This is a genomic window from Micromonospora sp. H33 (assembly GCF_052068455.1).
In the GTDB taxonomy this organism is placed as follows: Bacteria; Actinomycetota; Actinomycetes; order Mycobacteriales; family Micromonosporaceae; genus Micromonospora.
Window position 1 is genome coordinate 485,432 of the sequence record NZ_JBQHDE010000002.1, and the last position, 19,156, is coordinate 504,587.

The 19,156-nt window shown below is 74.3% G+C and carries 18 protein-coding genes; 13 read left to right on the forward strand and 5 right to left on the reverse strand.

Annotation, left to right across the window (positions count from 1 at the left end):
• The first annotated feature begins 94 nt into the window (after positions 1 to 94).
• The 5 genes from ACTMS0_RS07855 to ACTMS0_RS07875 all read left to right on the forward strand — a co-directional run bounded on the left by ACTMS0_RS07855 (position 95) and on the right by ACTMS0_RS07875 (position 7,291).
• The gene (locus ACTMS0_RS07855) at positions 95 to 1,981 is read left to right on the forward strand and encodes an ABC transporter ATP-binding protein (RefSeq protein ID WP_441154430.1); all 1,887 of its coding nucleotides are present in this window, start codon (positions 95 to 97) and stop codon (positions 1,979 to 1,981) included.
• 52 nt (positions 1,982 to 2,033) lie between these two features.
• Complete coding sequence (locus tag ACTMS0_RS07860) at positions 2,034 to 3,818, forward strand: ABC transporter ATP-binding protein (RefSeq protein WP_441154431.1); 1,785 nt, start codon at positions 2,034 to 2,036, stop codon at positions 3,816 to 3,818.
• Between the two features lie 65 nt (positions 3,819 to 3,883).
• Complete coding sequence (locus ACTMS0_RS07865) at positions 3,884 to 4,624, forward strand: DUF2470 domain-containing protein (protein ID WP_441154432.1); 741 nt, start codon at positions 3,884 to 3,886, stop codon at positions 4,622 to 4,624.
• Positions 4,625 to 4,786: 162 nt separating this feature from the next.
• Positions 4,787 to 5,203 (forward strand): SCP2 sterol-binding domain-containing protein, encoded by a 417-nt coding sequence (locus tag ACTMS0_RS07870; protein ID WP_441154433.1) that lies wholly within the window; start codon positions 4,787 to 4,789, stop codon positions 5,201 to 5,203.
• A gap of 6 nt (positions 5,204 to 5,209) precedes the next feature.
• Positions 5,210 to 7,291, forward strand: a complete 2,082-nt coding sequence (locus tag ACTMS0_RS07875; RefSeq protein WP_441154434.1) for an amylo-alpha-1,6-glucosidase — start codon at positions 5,210 to 5,212, stop codon at positions 7,289 to 7,291.
• A gap of 13 nt (positions 7,292 to 7,304) precedes the next feature.
• Here the strand turns inward: ACTMS0_RS07875 and ACTMS0_RS07880 are convergent, their stop codons facing one another.
• The 3 genes from ACTMS0_RS07880 to ACTMS0_RS07890 are packed head-to-tail and all read right to left on the reverse strand — an operon-like array spanning position 7,305 to position 9,446.
• Positions 7,305 to 7,901: a TetR/AcrR family transcriptional regulator gene (locus ACTMS0_RS07880; RefSeq protein ID WP_441154435.1), complete on the reverse strand. Its 597-nt coding sequence runs from the start codon at positions 7,899 to 7,901 to the stop codon at positions 7,305 to 7,307.
• A 55-nt stretch (positions 7,902 to 7,956) separates the two neighbouring features.
• Positions 7,957 to 8,712 (reverse strand): ABC transporter permease, encoded by a 756-nt coding sequence (locus ACTMS0_RS07885; protein ID WP_441154436.1) that lies wholly within the window; start codon positions 8,710 to 8,712, stop codon positions 7,957 to 7,959.
• Positions 8,709 to 9,446: an ABC transporter ATP-binding protein gene (locus ACTMS0_RS07890; RefSeq protein WP_441154437.1), complete on the reverse strand. Its 738-nt coding sequence runs from the start codon at positions 9,444 to 9,446 to the stop codon at positions 8,709 to 8,711. Before ACTMS0_RS07890 ends, ACTMS0_RS07885 begins: the two co-directional genes overlap by 4 nt.
• Positions 9,447 to 9,612: 166 nt before the next feature.
• On the opposite strand from ACTMS0_RS07890, the gene hisI reads away from it, so the two are divergent.
• Genes hisI through ACTMS0_RS07905 form a run of 3 tightly spaced genes read left to right on the forward strand, consistent with a single transcriptional unit; the run spans position 9,613 to position 12,240 of the window.
• Positions 9,613 to 10,062 (forward strand): phosphoribosyl-AMP cyclohydrolase, encoded by a 450-nt coding sequence (gene hisI / locus ACTMS0_RS07895; protein WP_441154438.1) that lies wholly within the window; start codon positions 9,613 to 9,615, stop codon positions 10,060 to 10,062.
• Entirely contained in the window at positions 10,059 to 11,606 is a 1,548-nt protein-coding gene (locus ACTMS0_RS07900) for an anthranilate synthase component I (protein WP_441154439.1), read from the forward strand. The genes hisI and ACTMS0_RS07900 overlap by 4 nt, the downstream gene beginning before the upstream one ends.
• 55 nt (positions 11,607 to 11,661) lie before the next feature.
• Positions 11,662 to 12,240: a Trp biosynthesis-associated membrane protein gene (locus tag ACTMS0_RS07905; RefSeq protein ID WP_441154440.1), complete on the forward strand. Its 579-nt coding sequence runs from the start codon at positions 11,662 to 11,664 to the stop codon at positions 12,238 to 12,240.
• A gap of 49 nt (positions 12,241 to 12,289) precedes the next feature.
• Here ACTMS0_RS07905 and ACTMS0_RS07910 read toward each other — a convergent pair whose 3' ends face one another.
• Positions 12,290 to 12,547, reverse strand: coding sequence for a hypothetical protein (locus ACTMS0_RS07910; protein WP_441154441.1), 258 nt, complete (start codon positions 12,545 to 12,547; stop codon positions 12,290 to 12,292).
• Positions 12,548 to 13,041: 494 nt separating this feature from the next.
• On the opposite strand from ACTMS0_RS07910, the gene trpC reads away from it, so the two are divergent.
• The 3 genes from trpC to trpA are packed head-to-tail and all read left to right on the forward strand — an operon-like array spanning position 13,042 to position 15,920.
• Entirely contained in the window at positions 13,042 to 13,845 is an 804-nt protein-coding gene (gene trpC / locus ACTMS0_RS07915; protein WP_441154684.1) for an indole-3-glycerol phosphate synthase TrpC, read from the forward strand.
• Between the two features lie 31 nt (positions 13,846 to 13,876).
• Positions 13,877 to 15,112, forward strand: coding sequence for a tryptophan synthase subunit beta (gene trpB / locus ACTMS0_RS07920; protein WP_441154442.1), 1,236 nt, complete (start codon positions 13,877 to 13,879; stop codon positions 15,110 to 15,112).
• 4 nt (positions 15,113 to 15,116) lie between these two features.
• Positions 15,117 to 15,920: a tryptophan synthase subunit alpha gene (gene trpA, locus ACTMS0_RS07925; protein WP_441154443.1), complete on the forward strand. Its 804-nt coding sequence runs from the start codon at positions 15,117 to 15,119 to the stop codon at positions 15,918 to 15,920.
• A 189-nt stretch (positions 15,921 to 16,109) separates the two neighbouring features.
• Here trpA and ACTMS0_RS07930 read toward each other — a convergent pair whose 3' ends face one another.
• Positions 16,110 to 16,613: an NUDIX hydrolase gene (locus ACTMS0_RS07930; protein WP_441154444.1), complete on the reverse strand. Its 504-nt coding sequence runs from the start codon at positions 16,611 to 16,613 to the stop codon at positions 16,110 to 16,112.
• Between the two features lie 104 nt (positions 16,614 to 16,717).
• Between ACTMS0_RS07930 and lgt the strand changes: the two genes are divergently transcribed.
• A complete protein-coding gene (gene lgt / locus ACTMS0_RS07935; protein ID WP_441154445.1) occupies positions 16,718 to 17,914 on the forward strand; it encodes a prolipoprotein diacylglyceryl transferase in 1,197 nt (398 codons plus the stop codon).
• 13 nt (positions 17,915 to 17,927) lie between these two features.
• Positions 17,928 to 19,115, forward strand: a complete 1,188-nt coding sequence (locus ACTMS0_RS07940) for an FAD-dependent oxidoreductase (RefSeq protein WP_441154446.1) — start codon at positions 17,928 to 17,930, stop codon at positions 19,113 to 19,115.
• Positions 19,116 to 19,156: the final 41 nt, after the last annotated feature.

Genomic DNA, 19,156 nt, shown 5'->3' on the forward strand with positions numbered 1-19,156 from the left:
GAGGGTGATCGCGGACATGCCCGCCCGGGTCGGCGGAGCTGGCCCGCACACGTAAGGATGGGAGAGATAATTGCGGCTTACGGCGGGGGAGAGCGTGGCGAGCAGGACGAGTCGGGACGTGCTCTGGCGGGGGCTGGCCGTCCTCGGCCGGGCGATCCGGGAACAGCCGCGGATCTTCGGGGTGGCGGTGGCCGGCAGCGTGCTCTTCGGGCTGATGGTCATCGCCAGCGCGTACGTGGTCGGCGCGGTGGTCGGCGACGTGGTCGTGCCGGCGATCGCGGAGGGGTCGGTGGAGGTCGGCGCCCTGGCCCTGGCCGCCGTCGCGCTGTTCGGCATCAGCGTGCTGCGGGTGGTCGGCATCTTCGGCCGGCGGCTCGGCGCCGGCTACATGCAGTTCCGCCTCCAGGCCGCCTACCGCCGCCGGGTCACCCGGCGCTACCTCGACCTGCCGCTGTCCTGGCACCACCGCAACGCCACCGGCACCCTCCTCTCCAACGCCAACTCCGACGTCGAGGCCGCGTGGTACCCGATCGCGCCGCTGCCGTTCGCCGTCGGCACGCTGGTGATGCTGGTTGGCGCGGTGGCCTCGCTGTTCGTCACCGACTGGGCGCTCGCGCTGGTCGGTCTCGCCGTCTTTCCGGCGCTCTTCGCGCTCAACGTCGTCTACTCCCGCCGGATGGCCCCCCGCCAGGCCCGGGCGCAGCGGCTGCGGGCCGAGGTGAGCGGCATCGCCCACGAGAGCTTCGACGGCGCCCTGGTGGTCAAGACCATGGGGCGCGAGGCGCAGGAGACCGATCGCTTCGCCGCCCGCGCCCGCGAGCTGCGGGACGCGCTCGTGTCGGTCGGGCGGTTGCGCGGCGTCTTCGACCCGATGCTGGACACCCTGCCGAGCCTCGGCACCCTCGCGGTGCTGGTGGTCGGCACGATCCGGCTGCGGCAGGGCGCGATCAGCGTCGCCGAGCTGGTCAGCGTGGCGTTCCTGTTCACCGTGCTGGCGTTCCCGGTGCGTGCCATCGGCTGGGTGCTGGCCGAGCTGCCGCGCAGCGTCGCCGGCTGGGACCGGGTCCGGCGGGTGCTCGACGCCACCGGCGAGATGCCGTACGGCGACTGCGTCCTCGATCCCGCCGACCCCCGGCCGGCCACCCTCACCTTCGCCGACGTCCACTTCGCGTACGAGCCGGCCGAGGCGCACCTGCCCGGCGCCGAGGTGCTCGGCGAGGTCAGCTTCACGGTGCCGGCCGGGAAGACGGTCGCCCTGGTCGGGCCGACCGGCGCCGGCAAGTCCACCATCGCCTCACTCGCCGTCCGGCTGGTCGACCCGCGCGCCGGCACCGTCGCGATCGACGGGGTGGACGTCCGCGACCTCACCGCCGACTCGCTCGCCGGCACGGCCGCGCTCGTCGCCCAGGTGCCGTTCGTCTTCGACGACACCGTCCGGGCCAACATCACCCTGGACCGCCCCGGCATCGGCGACGACGAGGTCTGGGCGGCGCTGCGCCTGGCCGAGGCGGACGGCTTCGTCGCCGCCCTTCCCGACGGGCTGGACACGCGGGTCGGCGAGCGCGGCACCTCGCTCTCCGGTGGCCAGCGGCAACGGCTCACCCTGGCCCGGGCACTGGCCGGCCGGCCACGCCTGCTCGTGCTCGACGACGCCACCAGCGCGGTCGACCCCCGGGTGGAGGCCGCGATCCTGGCCGGGCTGCGCTCGTCGGCCGGTGATCCTGGAGCGCCGGCCGCGTCGATCCTCGTGATCGCGTACCGGCGGGCGACCATCGCGCTCGCCGACGAGGTGATCTACCTGGAGCAGGGCCGGGTGGTGGCCCGGGGTACGCACGCCGAGCTGCTCGCCACCGTCCCCGGCTACGCCGACCTGGTCACCGCGTACGAGCAGGCCGAGGTCGAGCAGGCCGAGCAGCGTACGTACAACGACGAGGTCACGCCGCCGCTGGCCTCCGGCCTCGAGATGGAGGTGGACCGGTGAGCGCGAGGAGTGATCTCGCGAGCCCCGCAGTCGCGAACGAAAGGCGAGGCCGGTGACAGCCGCGGAGGCACCCGAGGCGCCGGAGGCGACCGAGACGACCTGGCGGACGCTGCGGCGCGGCCTGGCGCTCTCCCCGGAGCTGCGGGTCGGCCTGGCCGGCACGCTCGGCTTGGCGCTGATCTACATGGTCGGCCGGGCGGCCGTGCCCGTGGCGGTGCAGCAGGGCATCGACAACGGCATCACCGGCGGCCTCGATCTGGACGTGGTGTGGACGGTCGTGACCGTCACCGCGGCGGTGCTCGCGGTCACCACCACCTGCGGCTACCTGATGATGCGCCGGCTGTTCACGGTCAGCGAGACCGCGTTGGCCAACGTGCGGGTACGGGCCTTCCGGCACGTGCACGACCTGTCGATGCTGCACCAGCAGTCCGAGCGGCGCGGCTCGCTGGTCTCCCGGGTGACCAGCGACGTCGACCAGATCACCCAGTTCCTCCAGTGGGGCGGCGTGATCCTGCTGATCAACCTCGGCCAGCTGGTGGTGACCACGGCCGTCATGCTCGCGTACTCCTGGCAGCTGACGCTGGTGGTGCTGGCCGCGTTCGGCCCGGCGGTGTTCGTGATCCGGCGCCTCCAGCGGCGCCTCGCCGGGGCGTACGGGGTGGTGCGGCAGCGCACCGGCACGCTGCTGGGCGCGATCGCCGAGAGCGTGGTGGGTGCGCCGGTGATCCGGGCGTACGGGATCGCGGGGCGGACCGCGCGGCGGCTCGACGAGGCGATCGACAACCAGCGGCGGGCCCAGCAGCGGGCCATCCGGATCAGCATCGTGGGCAGCTCGGTCGGCGAGATCGCCGCCGGGGTGGCCCTCGCCGCCGTGGTGGTGCTCGGGGTGCTGCTCGGCGCGGACCGCACGCTGAGCATCGGCGAGGTGACGGCGTTCCTGTTCCTGGTCACGCTCTTCATCCAGCCGGTGCAGATCGCCACCGAGGTGCTCAACGAGGCGCAGAACGCGATCGCCGGCTGGCGCCGGGTGCTGGACGTGCTGGACGTCGCACCGGACGTCGCCGACCCGGGCGAGCAGGGGCGGGACCTGCCGCCCGGGCCGCTGGACATCCGGTTCGCCGCGGTGGGGTTCGCGTACCCGGGCGGTGCGCCGGTGCTGCACGACATCGACGTGGAGATCCCGGCGAAGAGCCGGGTGGCGGTGGTCGGCGAGACCGGCAGCGGCAAGACCACGTTCGCCAAGCTGCTCACCCGCCTGATGGACCCGACCGAGGGGGACGTGCTGCTGTCCGGGGTGCCGCTGCGGCAGGTGCGCTTCGGCTCGCTGCGCTCGCGGGTGGTGATGGTGCCGCAGGACGGGTTCCTGTTCGACGCCACCGTCGCGGAGAACGTCCGGTTCGCCCGTCCCGAGCTGACCGACGAGCAACTGGCCGCCGCCTTCACCGAGCTGGGGCTGGCCGACTGGCTGGACGGGCTCCCGGCCGGCCTGCACACGCCGGTGGGCGAGCGCGGCGAGGCGCTGAGTGTGGGGGAGCGGCAGCTGGTCGCGCTGGCCCGGGCGTACGTCGCCGACCCGGACCTGCTGGTGCTCGACGAGGCCACCAGCGCGGTCGACCCGGCCACCGAGGTGCGGCTGCAACGCACCCTGGACGCGGTGACCCGGGGCCGGACGACGCTCGCCATCGCGCACCGGCTCTCCACGGCGCAGGCGGCCGACGAGGTGATCGTGGTGGACCGGGGCCGGATCGTGCAGCGCGGCCCGCACGAGGAGCTCGTTCGCGACCCCGAGTCGGTGTACGGGCTGCTCTACGCCTCGTGGCTGGAGCAGACCAGGTAGACGTGGCCGGGCCGGTGCTCTACGCTCCGAGTTAGGTAAGCCTAACCTGATGAGGAGATCGTGCCATGCGGCCCAGCCCCGCGGAGATCGTCCGTACCCTCATCGCGGGCCGGCTGCCCGGCCTCGTCCACGTGGCCCACCGCCCTGGCCCGCACCACGTCCGGCACGTCACCGACCCGGACGGCCGGGTGCTGCTGCTGGTGCCGGTCGTCAGCGACCTCGCCGCCGCGCTGCGGTCCACCGACGGCGGCTCCGACGTGGCGATCGTGCTGGACGTGCTCGACCTGCCGCCGGCGGCCGGCGCGCCTAACCTGGGCCGCGCCTGGGTCTCCGGCTGGGCGGAGCAGCTGCACGGCGCCGAGGCGCGGGCCGCGGCGGTGGACTTCGCCGCCGTCGACCCCACCGGTGACCTGCTCGACGTCGGCACCCGGTTCCGGCTGTTCCGCTTCGAGGTGGTCGAGGCCCGCTGGGAACGCGCCGGCTCCGTGCGGCGGATCGACCTCGGGGCGTACGCGGAGGCCGAGCCGGATCCGCTGCACCCGGTCGAGGCGGCGCTGCTGGCCGACCTCGCCGACCACCACGCCGGCCAGGTGACCGGTTACCTCCGCCGGCAGTTCGGTCTCGCCGACGGCGGGCGGGTGGTTCGAATCGACCGGTACGGCCTGGTGGTCGCCTACGGCCGGCCGGGTGCCCCTCGCCGCGCCCGGCTCGTCTTCCCGCAGCCGGTGGCCGACCGCGCGGAACTCGTCCGGCTGCTGCACCCCATGCTCTGCCCGCACGCCGACGCCACCGACCGGAACCGGTAGGGCTCTGCGGCCGCTCGGTTGGTGCGGCTGACCGGACAGCTACGCCGCCACGGCATCAGGCGCACGGTCCCGGACCCGCCGCCCAGGCCCGCCCCGGTCCCTCGAAACCAGCGCGAGGGCGTGAGCGCCTGCCTACACTGCGTGAGGTGCGCGGGAGAATGTATGAGTGAGGCCATCGAGGCGTTTTTCGGTGCGCTGGAGCAACGTGGTCGTTCGATGTTGCCGCCACGGATTCGCGGGACCATTCGCGTTGATCTTGTTGATCACGGTCACACCGATCACTGGTACGCGGACCTGACCGCGGCGGATGCTGTCGTGGTGACGCGGGAGAGGAAGCACGCCGATGCCGTGTTGACGACCTCCCACGGGCTGTTCGAGCGGCTGATCTGCGGTGACACGCCGACGACCGCTGCGCTGTTGCGTAACGAGGCGTCGTACGCCGGTGACGCACGCCTGATCCTTGCCTTTCGGCGGTTCTTCCCCGCCCCGTCGGGCACGCGTGACCCGCGGGAGGTGGCGCGGCGGCAGGCCCCGCACGGGCAGGCGTGGCGGCAGCGGCTGCACGCACGGATCCTGTGACGCGAGATGCGGAGGTCAATCAGCATCCTGGACGGGAATACGTTCCTGACCTGCGACGAGCAGGGCGACATTGATCCGTCGCCGAGTGCGCCGACCGGCTTGTTCTCTTATGACACCCGCTTCTTGTCCACGTGGCGGCTGACGCTGAACGGCGAGCGTCTGCATGCGCTGTCGGTCGACGACATCCGGTATTTCGAGACCCGGTTCTTCCTCGTTCCCGGGGAGCCCACTCACTACGTCGATGCGAAAGTCTCCGTGATCCGCGACCGGACGATCGGCGGCAGTTTCCGGGAAGACCTGGCGGTCCTCAACCACGGCGATCGCGAGGTGGACCTGACCGTTCGGATGGACATGGGGAGCGACTTCGCCGACATCTTCGAGATCAAGAACCCGCAGCGCAAGAAGGCAGCGGTGTCGGCGATCGTGGAAGAGGGTCAGCTGCGACTGCGCTACCGGCGCGACCGGTTCCACCGGGAGACCGTGATCTCCAGCTCGGCCACCGGGGTCGTCGACTCCGGCGGGATGACCTTCCAGATCCGTATCCCGCCCCAGGGGGAGTGGCAGACGCAGCTGCACGTGCGGACCCTTGTGCTCGGTGCGCAGGAACGGGATTTCCGGGACAGCATGAAGCTGCGGCCCGCCCGCTCCGGTGACGAGCTGGACGAGGAGCTGCGACGGTGGACGGCGGCAGCGCCGAGGCTCTCCTGCGACAGCCCGTCGGTAACCGCCACCTACCGGCGGAGTCTGGTGGACCTGGCGGCGCTGCGGTACACGTCGATCAGCGTGGCCGCGGAGCTGGTCGCCGCCGGTCTGCCGTGGTTCATGACCGTGTTCGGCCGCGACAGCATCTTCACCTGCCTGCAGTCCCTGCCGTTCACCCCCCAGCTCGTACCGCCCACCCTCGGCACTCTCGCCTACGGTCAGGGCACCCGGATCAACGACTTCTCGGACGAGGAACCGGGCAAGATCCTGCACGAGCTGCGCTACGGCGAATCGGCCGGCTTCGAGGAGCAGCCCCACTCGCCGTACTACGGGTCCGCGGACAGCACCCCACTGTTCGTGATCCTGCTCGACGAGTACGAACGCTGGACCGGGGACGCGACCCTGGTGCGCGCGTACGAATTCGAGGCTCGCGCAGCGTTGCAGTGGATCGACACGTACGGTGACCTTCTTGACACCGGATACATCTGGTACCAGACCCGTAACCCCGAGACCGGGCTACCCAACCAGTGCTGGAAGGACTCCTGGGACTCGGTGTCCTACCGTGATGGCCGCCTGCCCGGCTTCCCCCGGGCGACCTGCGAACTTCAGGGCTACGCCTACGACGCGAAGGTACGCGGGGCCCGCCTGGCCCGCCTGTTCTGGAACGACCCGGCCTACGCCGACCGCCTGGAACGCGAGGCCGCCGAACTCAAGGCCCGGTTCAACCAGGAGTTCTGGATAGCCGACGGGGAGTTCTACGCCTTCGCCCTCGACGCCGACGGGCGCCAGGTCGACGCGCTGTCGTCCAACATCGGACACCTGTTGTGGAGCGGCATCGTCGACGAGTCCCGCGCCGGCAGGGTCGCCGAACTTCTGCTCAGCCCCAGGCTCTTCTCGGGCTGGGGCGTACGCACCCTGGCCACCGACTGCGCCCGGTACAACCCGCTCGGCTACCACGTCGGCACGGTGTGGCCGTTCGACAACTCCATCATCGCCTGGGGCTTGTGGCGCTACGGCTTCCGCCGCGAGGCCGCCACCATCTGTCAGGCCATCTTCGACGCCGCCGAGTACTTCCGCGGCCGGCTGCCCGAGGCATTCGCCGGCTATCCGCGAACCCGCACCACCTACCCCGTCGAGTACCCCACCGCCTGCAGCCCACAGGCCTGGTCGACGGGAACGCCCCTGCTCCTGCTGCGCGTCATGCTCGGCCTCGAACCGCAGGGCGAACACCTCATCATCGACCCCGAGTTGCCCACCGGTGTCGGACGTGTCGAGCTGCTGAACATCCCCGGCCGCTGGGGCAGATTGGACGCCCTCGGCCGTAGCCGCAGCCCGGACGACGAGCCGGAGCAGGCCGCCATGCCGGCCCACCCTCGCGCACTCTAGACGTCACGGTCCGTCAGGCCGACAGGTCGCCGGTGAGGTAGCGCTGGACGGTCGGGCCGACCGCCGCGACCAGGGCCTCGGGGGCGGCCGACGCCACCGGCTCCAGCCGGATCACGTGCCGCATCATGCCCAGTCCGACCAGTTGGCTGGCCACCAGTGAGCCACGCAGCGGCAGCTCCGCCGGGTCGACGTCGAGGTGGTCGAGGACCCGGCGGAGCACCTGGGTGGTCAGGAACTCCCGCAGCAGGCGGGCCGTCCACTCGTTGCTCACCGCCGAGCGCAGCAGGGCCACCCCGGCGGCGCCGGCCGGCGAGTCCCAGACGCCGAGAAAGGTGCGTACCAGTCGCTCGCCGATGCCCGCGCGGTCGCCGGCGAGCACCTTCGGCAGCAGCTCCCGGGGGTCGACCGGCGCCTCCATCGCGGTCAGGAAGAGCTGGTCCTTGCTGCCGAAGTAGTGGTGCACGAGCGCCGGGTCGACCTGAGCGGCGGCGGCGATGGACCGGATCGAGGCCGCGTCGAAGCCCCGCTCGGCGAACGCGGCGCGCGCCGCCACGAGGATCGCCTCCCGGGTGTCCGGGTTGCCGGGTCGCCGTCCGGTCCGCCGCCTCATCGCCGCCCTTCGCTCGTCTCCCGCCGGTGTGGTCCGCCGCCGTGGCGCGTGCGGCTCAGCCGCTGCGCCGCCGCAGGGTGGCGGCGGCGAGCACCAGCGCCAGGACCGCGGCTCCGCCGACGATCGTCAGGTCGCGCCACATCGTGCCGGTCGGGTCGGCGTTCGCGCCGACCTCCTGCAACGCCTCGACCGCGTACGACAGGGGCAGCGCGTCGCTGACCGCCTGGAGCCAGCCGGCCATCTCGTCCCTCGGCACGAAGAGCCCGCAGAGCAGCAGCTGCGGGGCGACCACGACCGGCATGAACTGTACGGCCTGGAACTCGGTGCGGGCGAAGGCGCTGCAGAACAGCCCGAGCGCGACGGCGAGCACCGCGTTGACCGCCGCGATGAGGATGACGAGGCCGCTGCCGCCGGCGGTGTCGAGGTCGAACAGCCAGTACGCGACGGCCGACGCCACCGCCGCCTGCACGACGCCGGCCAGGCCGAACGCGATGCCGTACCCGAAGAGCAGGTCGAGCTTGCCCAGCGGGGTGGTGAGCAGGCGCTCCAGCGTGCCGGTGGTCCGCTCGCGCAGCATCGCGATGCTGGTCACCAGGAACATGATGATGAAGGGGAAGAACCCCAGCATCACCAGCGCGATCCGGTCGAAGGTCGACGGCTGCCCCGGCGGCGTGGGCTGGTCGACGAACATGAAGTAGACGAGGGCCAGGAGCACCGTCGGCACGATCAGGAGGAGCGCCACCGTACGCCGGTCGTGGCGCAGCTGGCGCAGGATGCGGCCGGTGGTGGCCGCGAGGATCCGGGGGTTCACGACGCCTCCCGCCCGGCCATGCCGGCCTCGCTCGCGCGGATCATCCGGAGGAACGCCTCCTCCAGGTCGTCGACGCCGGTTGCCGTGCGGACCGCGTCCGGGGTGTCGTCGGCGATGAGCCGTCCCTCGCGGATCAGCAGCAGCCGGTCGCACCGGGCCGCCTCGTCCATGACGTGGCTGGAGACCAGCAGGGTGGTGCCGCCCGCCGCCATCGCGTGGAACCGGGACCACAGCTCGGCCCGCAGGACCGGGTCCTGCCCGACGGTCGGCTCGTCGAGCACGAGCAGCTCCGGCTCGCCCACCAGCGCGCAGGCCAGCGAGGCCCGGCTGCGCTGGCCGCCGGAGAGGGTGCCGACGAGCTGGCCGGCCGCCCCGCTCAGCCCGACGTCGGCCACCGCCCGGTCGGCGTCGGCGGCCCCGCGCCCGTGTAGCGCCGCGAAGTAGCGGGCGTTCTCCCGGACGGTCAGGTCCACGTACACGCTCGGCGCCTGGGTCAGGTAACCCACCCGGCGGCGCAGCTCAGGAGTGCCGGCCGGGCGCCCCAGCACGGCCACCGACCCGGACGTGACCACCTGCACCCCGACCACGGCCCGCATGAGCGTGGTCTTGCCGCTGCCGCTCGGGCCGAGCAGGCCGGTCACGGCGCCGCGCGGCACCGTCGCGTCGATGCCGTGCAGCACCCGCCGTCCGCCCCGGTCCACGACCAGGTTACGGACGGCGATGGCGTTCTCCATCGCACACCTCCCCGAAACTCATCAGCTGTTGAACTCAACGCTAGGTGAGATTCCGGCCCGCTGGCAAGGGTCTGCCCCGGTCGCTTCCGGCCCGTCCTCCCGCCAGGCGCCGCGTCGGCGGGAGCCCGCGGCGGTGCCCGCGTCGCGTACGGGAGAATGGGTCACTGTGCCCGTACCTGACGCGCCGGTGACCGGCGCCGAACGCAGCCCGGACCCGGCCGGCGGCCCGGCCCGGCCCTCCCGCCTGGACCCGGCCATCGCCGCGCGGCTGCGGCGCACGCCGGACGGCCTGGTGGCCGCCGTGGTCCGCCAGCACGACTCCGGCGAGGTGCTGATGGTGGCCTGGATGGACGACGAGGCGCTGCACCGCACGCTGACCACCGGGCGGGCCACGTACTGGTCCCGCAGCCGGAACGAGTACTGGGTGAAGGGCGCCACGTCCGGCCACCACCAGTACGTCCGCGCGGTCGCCCTCGACTGCGACGGCGACGCCCTGCTGGTCAGCGTCGACCAGGTCGGCCCGGCGTGCCACACCGGGCAGCGCACGTGCTTCCACACCGACCTGCCGGTCAGCGGCGTCGCGGCCCCGGGGGACGAGAGGCAGGTCCAGCCATGACCGACGGCACGGTGAGCCCCGACGCGGCGACCTTCGCCGAGCTGGCCGCGCGCTGGCGGGTCGTCCCGGTCACCCGGCGGCTGCTGGCCGACGCAGAGACCCCGGTCGGCGTCTACCGCAAGCTGGCCGGCGGCCCGGGCACCTTCCTGCTGGAGTCCGCCGAGCAGGGCGTCGGCTCGGCGGGTACGGCCTGGTCGCGGTACTCGTTCATCGGCGTCCGCAGCGTCGCCACGCTGACCGAGCGCGACGGCGCGGCGGTGTGGGCGGGCCAGCCGCCCGCCGGGCTGCCCACCACCGGCGACCCGGTCGCGGTGCTGCGGGAGACCGTGGCGGCCCTGGCCGGTCCGGCCGCCGACGCCGGGCTCCCGCCGCTGACCGGCGGCATGGTCGGCTACCTCGGGTACGACCTGGTCCGGCGCTTCGAGCGGCTGCCCGCCCTCACCGAGGACGACCTCGGCATGCCCGAGCTGGGGATGATGCTCGCCACCGACCTGGTGGTGCTCGACCACTACGACGGCTCGGCGATCCTGGTGGCCAACGCGATCCTGCCGCCGCCCGACGAGCCGGACCGGGAGGCCGCCGTCGCCGCGGCGTACCACCACGCGGTCGGCCGGCTCGACGCGATGACCACCGCGCTGTCCCGGCCGATCCCCCCGATGATCTCGACCGTCGACCGCTCACCCGCCGGCGACGTGCTCTGCCGTACGCCCGAGGGGGGTTACCCGAAGGCGGTGGAGGCGGCCAAGGAGGCGATCCGGGCCGGCGAGTGCTTCCAGATCGTCCTGGCGCAGCGCTTCGAACGGCCGACCCACGCCGACCCGCTCGACGTGTACCGGGTGCTGCGCACCACCAACCCCAGCCCGTACATGTACCTGCTGCGCTTCGACGGCTTCGACATCGTCGGCTCGTCGCCCGAGGCGCACCTCAAGGTCACCACCGACGCCGACGGGCAGCGGCGCGCCCTGCTGCACCCCATCGCCGGCACCCGGCCGCGCGGCGGCAGCCCCGAGGCCGACGCCCGGCTCGCCGCCGAACTGCTCACCGACCCGAAGGAACGGGCCGAGCACGTGATGCTCGTCGACCTGGGCCGCAACGACCTGGGCCGGGTCTGCCGCCCGGGCACGGTGGAGGTGCCCGAGTTCGCGACCATCGAGCGGTACAGCCACGTGATGCACATCGTCTCCACCGTGGTCGGCACCCTCCGCGACGACCGCACCGCCTTCGACGCCCTCGCCGCGACCTTCCCGGCCGGCACGCTCTCCGGCGCGCCCAAGGTGCGGGCGATGGAGATCATCGAGGAGCTGGAGCCGGTGCGGCGGGGGCTGTACGGCGGCACGGTGGGCTACTTCGGGTTCGGAGGCGACCTCGACATGGCGATCGCGATCCGCACCGCGCTGATGCGGGACGGGCGCGCGTACGTGCAGGCCGGCGCGGGAGTGGTCGCCGACTCCGACCCGGCCGCCGAGGACCAGGAGACGCGGAACAAGGCCGCCGCCGTGCTCGCCGCGATCGCCGCCGCCGAGACCCTGCGGGCGGCCCGGTGAGCGCGAGGAGTGCAGCGCAGCGGAGCCCCGCAGTCGCGAGCGAAAGGCTGGCCCGATGACCGGCGCCGACACCGGCCCGCCCGCCGCGGCGGTCCGGCGCGAACTGACGTACGCGGTGCTGCTCTGCGTGGCCGGCGCGGGCCTCGCGGCGTGGGCGGCGACCCGCACCTGGGCGGTGGAGCTGACCCCGCGCCCCGCCCCGCTGCCGCCGGTCCGCGACGCGCGCACCGGCGCCGACCTGCTGCCCTGGCTGCCGGCGCTGGCCCTGGTCGCGCTGGCCGGCGGGGGCGCGGTGCTGGCCACCCGCGGGCGGGTGCGGCGGCTGCTCGGCGGCCTGCTGGCGCTGCTCGGGGTCGCGGTGGCAGCGGGCGGCGCCTACGGGCTGGCCGCCGGGTTCGCCGGTGACGTCAGCCGGCAGTGGCCGCTGCTCAGCCTGGTCGGTGGGGTCCTCGCCGCGGCGGGCGGCCTGCTGACGGCCCTGCGCGGGCGGCGGTGGCCGGCGATGGGTGCCCGGTACGAGCGCCGCCCGCGGCCGGTGGCCGCCGCGCGGCCGCAGCCGGGCTCGGTGACCGGCCGGCGCACCACCGAGGCGTGGGACGCGCTGGACCGGGGCGAGGATCCGACGCGGGACTGAGCGCCTGGTCTCGTCCCCGGCGTCCGGCGGGCGCGCCGATGTCGCCGGCTCAGCCCACCGGCTGGCGCTCGCGGGCCGCGGCGCGGGCCGCCGCCAGCTCGGCCACCAGGCGGTCCAGCTCGGCCCGCTGGTCCGCGCGGGCCCGGTCGGCGCAGACGGCCTCCCACGCGTTGCCCCGGGCGGTGCGCATGCGTCCCTCCCCGACCACGGCGCGTTCGAGGGTGTGCACCACGCCGACGGCGAGCGACGCGACGGTACGGGAGATGGTGGTGAGGCCGATGGTCTCGTGCGGTCCGGCAGTGCTCATGATCAACCCCGGTACGGAGATGCGTGTGGGACTCGGGCAGACGCCTCATCGAGTCTGCCTGAGGGACATGCTGGCTGGCTCGCGTTTCGTGCTCGTGACCGACGCGTCAACTCTCCATCGACGGCTCTGAGCTGGGAAAGGGCCGTTCGGCCTTGAGCTTGCTCACAGCATCGACGGGCGTCGTCGCCGCAGCCGCGAGCCGGGCGGGAGGGGAGCCCGGTCGATAGCATCGATGTCGATGTCGGGGACGGTCCGGCCGGTGCGCGCGGTGGCGCCCCGTCGAGGGGGATGGTGGCCCTGCGTGATCCGTCCTTCACCAGAAGTCGGGCATTATGCCGCAGCCCGTTTGGTGAGGAGCGCCATACCCCCGGGGGTCCGCGCCGGGTGGCGCCCCCTAGCATCGGCCCATGACACCCGGAGAGGGGAGTCCGTTGGTGACTGCTGAGCATGCGCACGCGGAGGGGGACGACGCCGGTCCGGCGAAGTCCGTAAGCGTGCTCGACGAGATCCTGGCCGGCGTGCGCGAGGACGTGGCCCGGCGGCAGGAGCAGGTCCCGCTGGAGCGCATCCGGGAGCTGGCCGCCGCCGCCCCGCCGCCGCTGGACGCGTACGCCGCCCTGCGCAAGCCGGGGGTCGCGGTGATCGCGGAGGTCAAGCGCTCCTCGCCCTCGAAGGGCAAGCTGGCCGAGATCGCCGACCCGGCCGACCTGGCCGGCGACTACGCGGCCGGCGGTGCCCGGGCGATCAGCGTCCTCACCGAGGGCCGCTGGTTCGGCGGCTCGCTGGACGACCTCGCCGCCGTCCGCGCCGCGGTGAACATCCCGGTCCTCCGCAAGGACTTCGTCGTCTCCAGCTACCAGGTGCACGAGGCCCGGGCGCACGGTGCCGACCTGGTGCTGCTGATCGTCGCGGCCCTCGAGCAGAACGCGCTGGTCGGCCTGCTCGAGCGGATCGAGTCGCTCGGCATGACCGCCCTGGTCGAGGTGCACGACGAGGAGGAGGCCGACCGGGCGCTGGAGGCCGGCGCCCAGGTCATCGGGGTCAACGCCCGCGACCTGCGTACCCTGGAGGTCGACCGCTCGGTGTTCGAGCGGATCGCGCCCGGCCTGCCCAGCAGGGTCGTCAAGATCGCCGAGTCCGGTGTGCGGGGCCCGCACGACCTGATCCGGTACGCCTCGGCCGGCGCCGACGCGGTGCTGGTGGGCGAAGGCCTGGTCACCCAGAAGAGCCCCCGCGAGGCGGTGGCCGAGCTGGTCAACGCCGGCAACCACCCGGCGACGCCCCGCCCGGCGCGCTGACCGCGCCGGGCCCGCAGCGAGAGGAGCCGCGATGAGCGCCGACGCCCTGGCCGCCCCGGCCGGTTCGTACCCCGACGCCACCGGCCACTTCGGTCGGTTCGGCGGCCGGTTCGTTCCGGAGGCCCTGGTGGCCGCGCTGGACGAGCTGGACGGGGCGTGGCGCACCGCGACGGCCGACGAGTCGTTCCGGGCCGAGTTCGGCGCCCTGCTGCGCGACTACGCCGGCACGCCGTCGCTGCTGTACGAGGCCCGGCGCCTCTCTGCGAAGGTCGGCGCCCGGGTGCTGCTCAAGCGGGAGGACCTCAACCACACCGGCGCGCACAAGGTGCGCAACGTCCTCGGTCAGGCGCTGCTGACGAAGCGCATGGGCAAGAAGCGGGTCATCGCCGAGACCGGCGCCGGCCAGCACGGCGTGGCCACGGCCACCGCCGCCGCCCTGTTCGACCTCGAGTGCGTCGTCTACATGGGCGAGGTCGACACCCAGCGGCAGGCCCTCAACGTGGCCCGCATGCGGATGCTCGGCGCCACCGTCGTGCCGGTCACCACCGGGTCGCGCACGCTCAAGGACGCGATGAACGAGGCCATGCGTGACTGGGTCGCCAACGTCGACGACACGCACTACCTGATCGGGACGGCCGCCGGCCCGCACCCGTTCCCCGCGATGGTCCGCGACTTCGTCCGCGGCATCGGCGACGAGGCCCGCCAGCAGTGCCTCGACCTCACCGGCGCGCTGCCCGACGCGGTCACCGCCTGCGTCGGCGGCGGCTCCAACGCGCTGGGCATCTTCCACGCCTTCGTCGACGACCCGCACGTGCGCCTGTACGGCTTCGAGGCGGGCGGCGACGGGGTGGCGACCGGCCGGCACGCGGCCAGCATCACCGGCGGCTCGTCCGGCGTGCTGCACGGCGCCCGCACGTACGTGCTCCAGGACGCCGACGGCCAGACCGTCGAGTCGCACTCGATCTCCGCCGGCCTGGACTACCCGGGCGTCGGACCGGAGCACGCGTGGCTGCACGACACCGGCCGGGCGACGTACCTGCCGGTCACCGACGCCGAGGCGATGGCGGCCTTCGAGCTGCTGTGCCGCACCGAGGGGATCATCCCGGCGATCGAGAGTTCGCACGCGCTCGCCGGCACCGTCGCGATCGCGCCGAAGCTCGCCGCCGAGCTCGGGCGCGAGCCGGTCGTCGTGGTCAACCTCTCCGGCCGGGGCGACAAGGACGTGCACACCGCCGGGGAGTACTTCGGCATCCTCGACAAGGAGTGATGGCGTGAGCAGGATCGGGGTCGCGTTCGACAAGGCCCGCGCCGACGGCCGGGCGGTGCTGGTCGGCTGCATGCCCGCCGGCTTCCCGACGGTCGAGGGCAGCATCGCCGCGATGACCGCGATGGTCGAGGCCGGCGTGGACGTCATCGAGGTGGAGATTCCGTACTCCGACCCGGTAATGGACGGGCCGGTCATCCAGAAGGCGAGCGACATCGCCCTGGCCGGCGGCGTCCGGGTGGCCGACGCGCTGCGCATCGTCGAGGCGGTCGCCGCGACCGGCGCTCCGGTGGTCACGATGACCTACTGGAACCCGATCGAGCAGTACGGCGTGGACGCGTTCGCCCGGGATCTCGCCGCCGCCGGCGGCACCGGTCTCATCACGCCGGACCTGATCCCGGACGAGGCGCAGGAGTGGCTCGCCGCCTCGGACGCGTACGGGCTGGATCGGACGTTCCTGGTCTCCCCGTCCTCCACGGACGCCCGGCTGCGGATGACCGCCGAGCACTGCCGCGGGTTCGTCTACGCCACCGCGATCATGGGTGTCACCGGAGCGCGGGCGCAGACCTCCGAGGCGGCGCCGATCCTGGTCTCCCGGGTCCGGGAGGTCACCGACCTGCCGGTGGGCGTCGGTCTCGGCGTGGGCACCGGCGCGCAGGCCAGCACGGTCGCCGGGTACGCCGACGGCGTCATCGTCGGCAGCGCCCTGGTCCGCCGCCTCCTCGACGCCCCGGACCTGCCGTCCGGCCTGACCGCCCTCCGCGCCCTGAGCGCCGAACTGGCCGAAGGCGTCCGCACCCCCACCCGCTAACCCCGCCCGTGCCATGCCTGCGCGCCCGGCCGCGCCCCGCCCCGGGCGCTGCTCCGCGTCGATCTTGCAGTTTTGGCCCCCTCTTTGCGTGGAATGCTCCCTTTGTCGGGGCAGAAAGTGCAAGATCGCGGGGGCGGCGGCGGGGCGAGGGCGGGGGCGGGGGCGGGGCGGCGCGGATGCTGTCGCGGGTCAGGCGTGGGTTGCGGGGGTTGTCGGGGGGGCGCTGCGCGGGGGCGGGGGAACGGGCGGCGGGGGGAAGTCGCGGACCACGCCGCTGCGGTTGGCGAGGGCGTCGGTGAGGGCGGCGCGGGTGGTCGGGGTCAGCACCTCGGGCAGCGCCTCGGGATCGTGCCAGGAGAGGCGGCAGCCGCCCGTCGGCGCGTGCGCCGGAGCCGAACCGACCGTACGGGCGCGGAAGACGTGCACGAGCACATCGGGCAGCAGGCCACCCCGACCCGCCGGCGGCGTGCCCGGCTCGGCCAGGTGGTAGAGCCCGACCAGGTCGACCACCTCGATGTCCCAGCCCGTCTCGGCCCGGATGTCCCGGCGCACCGCCCGGACCGGGCCCTCGCCGGGGCGCAGGCGCCCGCCGGGCAGCGCGTGCCGGCGTTCGCCCCGGCCCTGCCGGCACAGCAGCACCCGACCGGCACCGTCGGTGACGACGGCGGCGACCGCCCAGGTGAGCGCGCTCATGACACCCGAGCCTACGGCCGCGGCCACCGGAAGTCATGGAACGGCGACCGGGCGGGCGGACCGGGGTGCCACGCGAGGGCCGGTCGGCGGTAGCCTGTTCCCCCGTGACCCTCGTCTCGCAGACACCCCTGGCGGCCCTGCCCAGCCCGACCACCGCCGTGTGGCAGGTGGGCCCGGTGCCGATCCGGGCGTACGCGCTCTGCATCATCGTCGGCATCGTGGTGGCCTGCTGGGTCACCGAGCGGCGGCTGCGCCAGCGCGGGGTCGCGCCCGGCGCGGTGCTCGACATCGCGGTGTGGGCGGTGCCGGCGGGCATCATCGGTGCCCGGATCTACCACGTCGTCACCTCCCCCGAGAAATACTTCGGCACCGGCGGGGACCCGCTGAAGGCGTTCGCCATCTGGGAGGGCGGTCTCGGCATCTGGGGCGCCGTCGCCGGCGGCGCGGTCGGCGCCTGGATCGCCGCCCGGCAGCTCGGCATCCCGTTCACGGTGGTGGCCGACGCCGTCGCCCCCGGGCTGCCGCTGGCCCAGGCGATCGGCCGGCTCGGCAACTGGTTCAACAACGAGCTGTACGGCGGCCGCACCACCCTGCCCTGGGGCCTGGAGATCCACCGGATGGACCCGGACAACCCGGGCCAGGCGCTGCGCGACGACGCCGGCCGGCCCATCCTCGAGGAGGGCCTCTACCACCCCACGTTCGCCTACGAGCTGCTGTGGAACCTGGGCGTCGCCGCCCTGGTCCTCGTCCTCGACCGCCGGCTCAAGCTGGGCCGTGGCCGGGCGTTCGCGCTCTACGTGATGGGCTACACGGCCGGCCGGTTCTGGATCGAGCTGATGCGCACCGACGAGGCGAACACGATCCTCGGCGTACGCCTGAACGTCTGGACCGCCGCGGTGGTCTTCCTGGGCGCGTTGATCTACTTCCTGCGGGTGCGTGGCCCCCGCGAGTACCTGGTCCCGGTCGGCGCGGCCGCGACGCCCGCCCCCGAGTCGGACCTGTCCCAGGTCGACCTGTCGGCCCGCGAGGCGGGTTCCCGGCCGGTGGCCCCGGAGGGGTACCGGGTGGTCGGCGAAGAGCAGTTCCGGCGCTGGCGGGAGACCGGCGAGCTGCCGCCCGAGGCGGCGGACGGGCCCGACGACGCGGCCCGCGCCGAGGCCGCCGACGACGTCGTGGCGGCCGACGACACCGCGCCCGAGCGGGCACCCCAGCCGGCGCACCGGGCGGCGACCGGCGACGCAGAGGCCGGGGACGCCGGGGCGCCGGACGCCGGCGCCCGCCCCGCCGACCGCGACAGCTGAGCGGGGGCGCCACATGCGCAGCGCGGTGGTGGTCGGTGCGGGCATCGGCGGTCTCGCGGTCGCCGGCGCGCTGGCCCGCTCGGGGTGGCGCGTCACCCTGGTCGAGCGGGCCGACCGGATCCGCCCGGAGCCCACGGCCGTGGTGCTCTGGCCCAACGGGGTCCGCGCGCTGCACGCCCTCGGCCTCGGTGCCGGGCTGGACGCGATCGCCACGCCGCTTCCCGACGGCGGGGTACGCCGCCCGGACGGCCACTGGCTGGTACAGCCCCGACCCACCCCGGCCGACCGGATGCCGGTCGTGGTGCACCGGGAGGACCTGCACGACGCGCTCATCGCCGGGCTGGGCGACGGGGTCGAGCTGCGGACCGGCGTGACCGTCCGCACGGTCCGCGCCGAGTCCGGCGCCCGCCCGTCGGTCGGCGACGGGCGGCACACGATCGAGGCCGACCTGGTCGTCGCCGCCGACGGCACCGACAGCGTGGTCCGCCGGCAGCTCGCGCCCGAGGCGGCCGTGGTCAGCTCCGGCTCCGCCGCCTGGCGCGCGGTGATCCCCTGGTACCGGGCGCCCCGGCTGCCCGCCGACACCCCGCCCGCCGGCGAGGTCCTCGGCGCCGGATACCGGTTCGTGTCCGCGTCGCTCGGGGAGCGCGGCTCCTCCGGGGCGTCCAGCCGTGGCGGGATCTACTGGGTGGCCACGGCCGCCGGCGCTCCCCGGCCGGAGCCGCCGGAGACCCAGCTCGCCCTGCTGCGCCGCTGGTACGCGGGCTGGCCCGCGCCGATCGCCGACCTGCTCGACGCCACCGACCCGGCCGACCTGGTGCAGCAGGAGATCCGCGAGCTGCGTCCGCTGCCCCGCGCGTACGGCTTCCCGGCCGGCCCCGGGGGAGCGGTGCTGCTCGGTGACGCGGCCCACGCCATGCCGCCGCACCTCGGCCAGGGCGCCTGCCTCGCCTTCGAGGACGCCGCCACGCTCGCCGCGCTGCTGCGCGAGTCCCGGCTGCCCGACGCGGTGGCCGCGTACGACCGGGTGCGCCGGCCCCGTGCGGCGGGGGTGGTCCGGCAGACCCGCCGCATGTCGGCGGTGCTCCAGGCCCGGGGGCGTCTCGCCCTGCGGGCCCGCGACGCCGCCCTCGGCACGTTGAGCCCCCGCCTGCTCGCGTCGGCTGCCGCCAGCGCCGCCCAGTGGCGCCCCCCGTCCTGAACCCCCTGGCCCTCACGTCCCCGTGACCGTCCCCCGCCCCA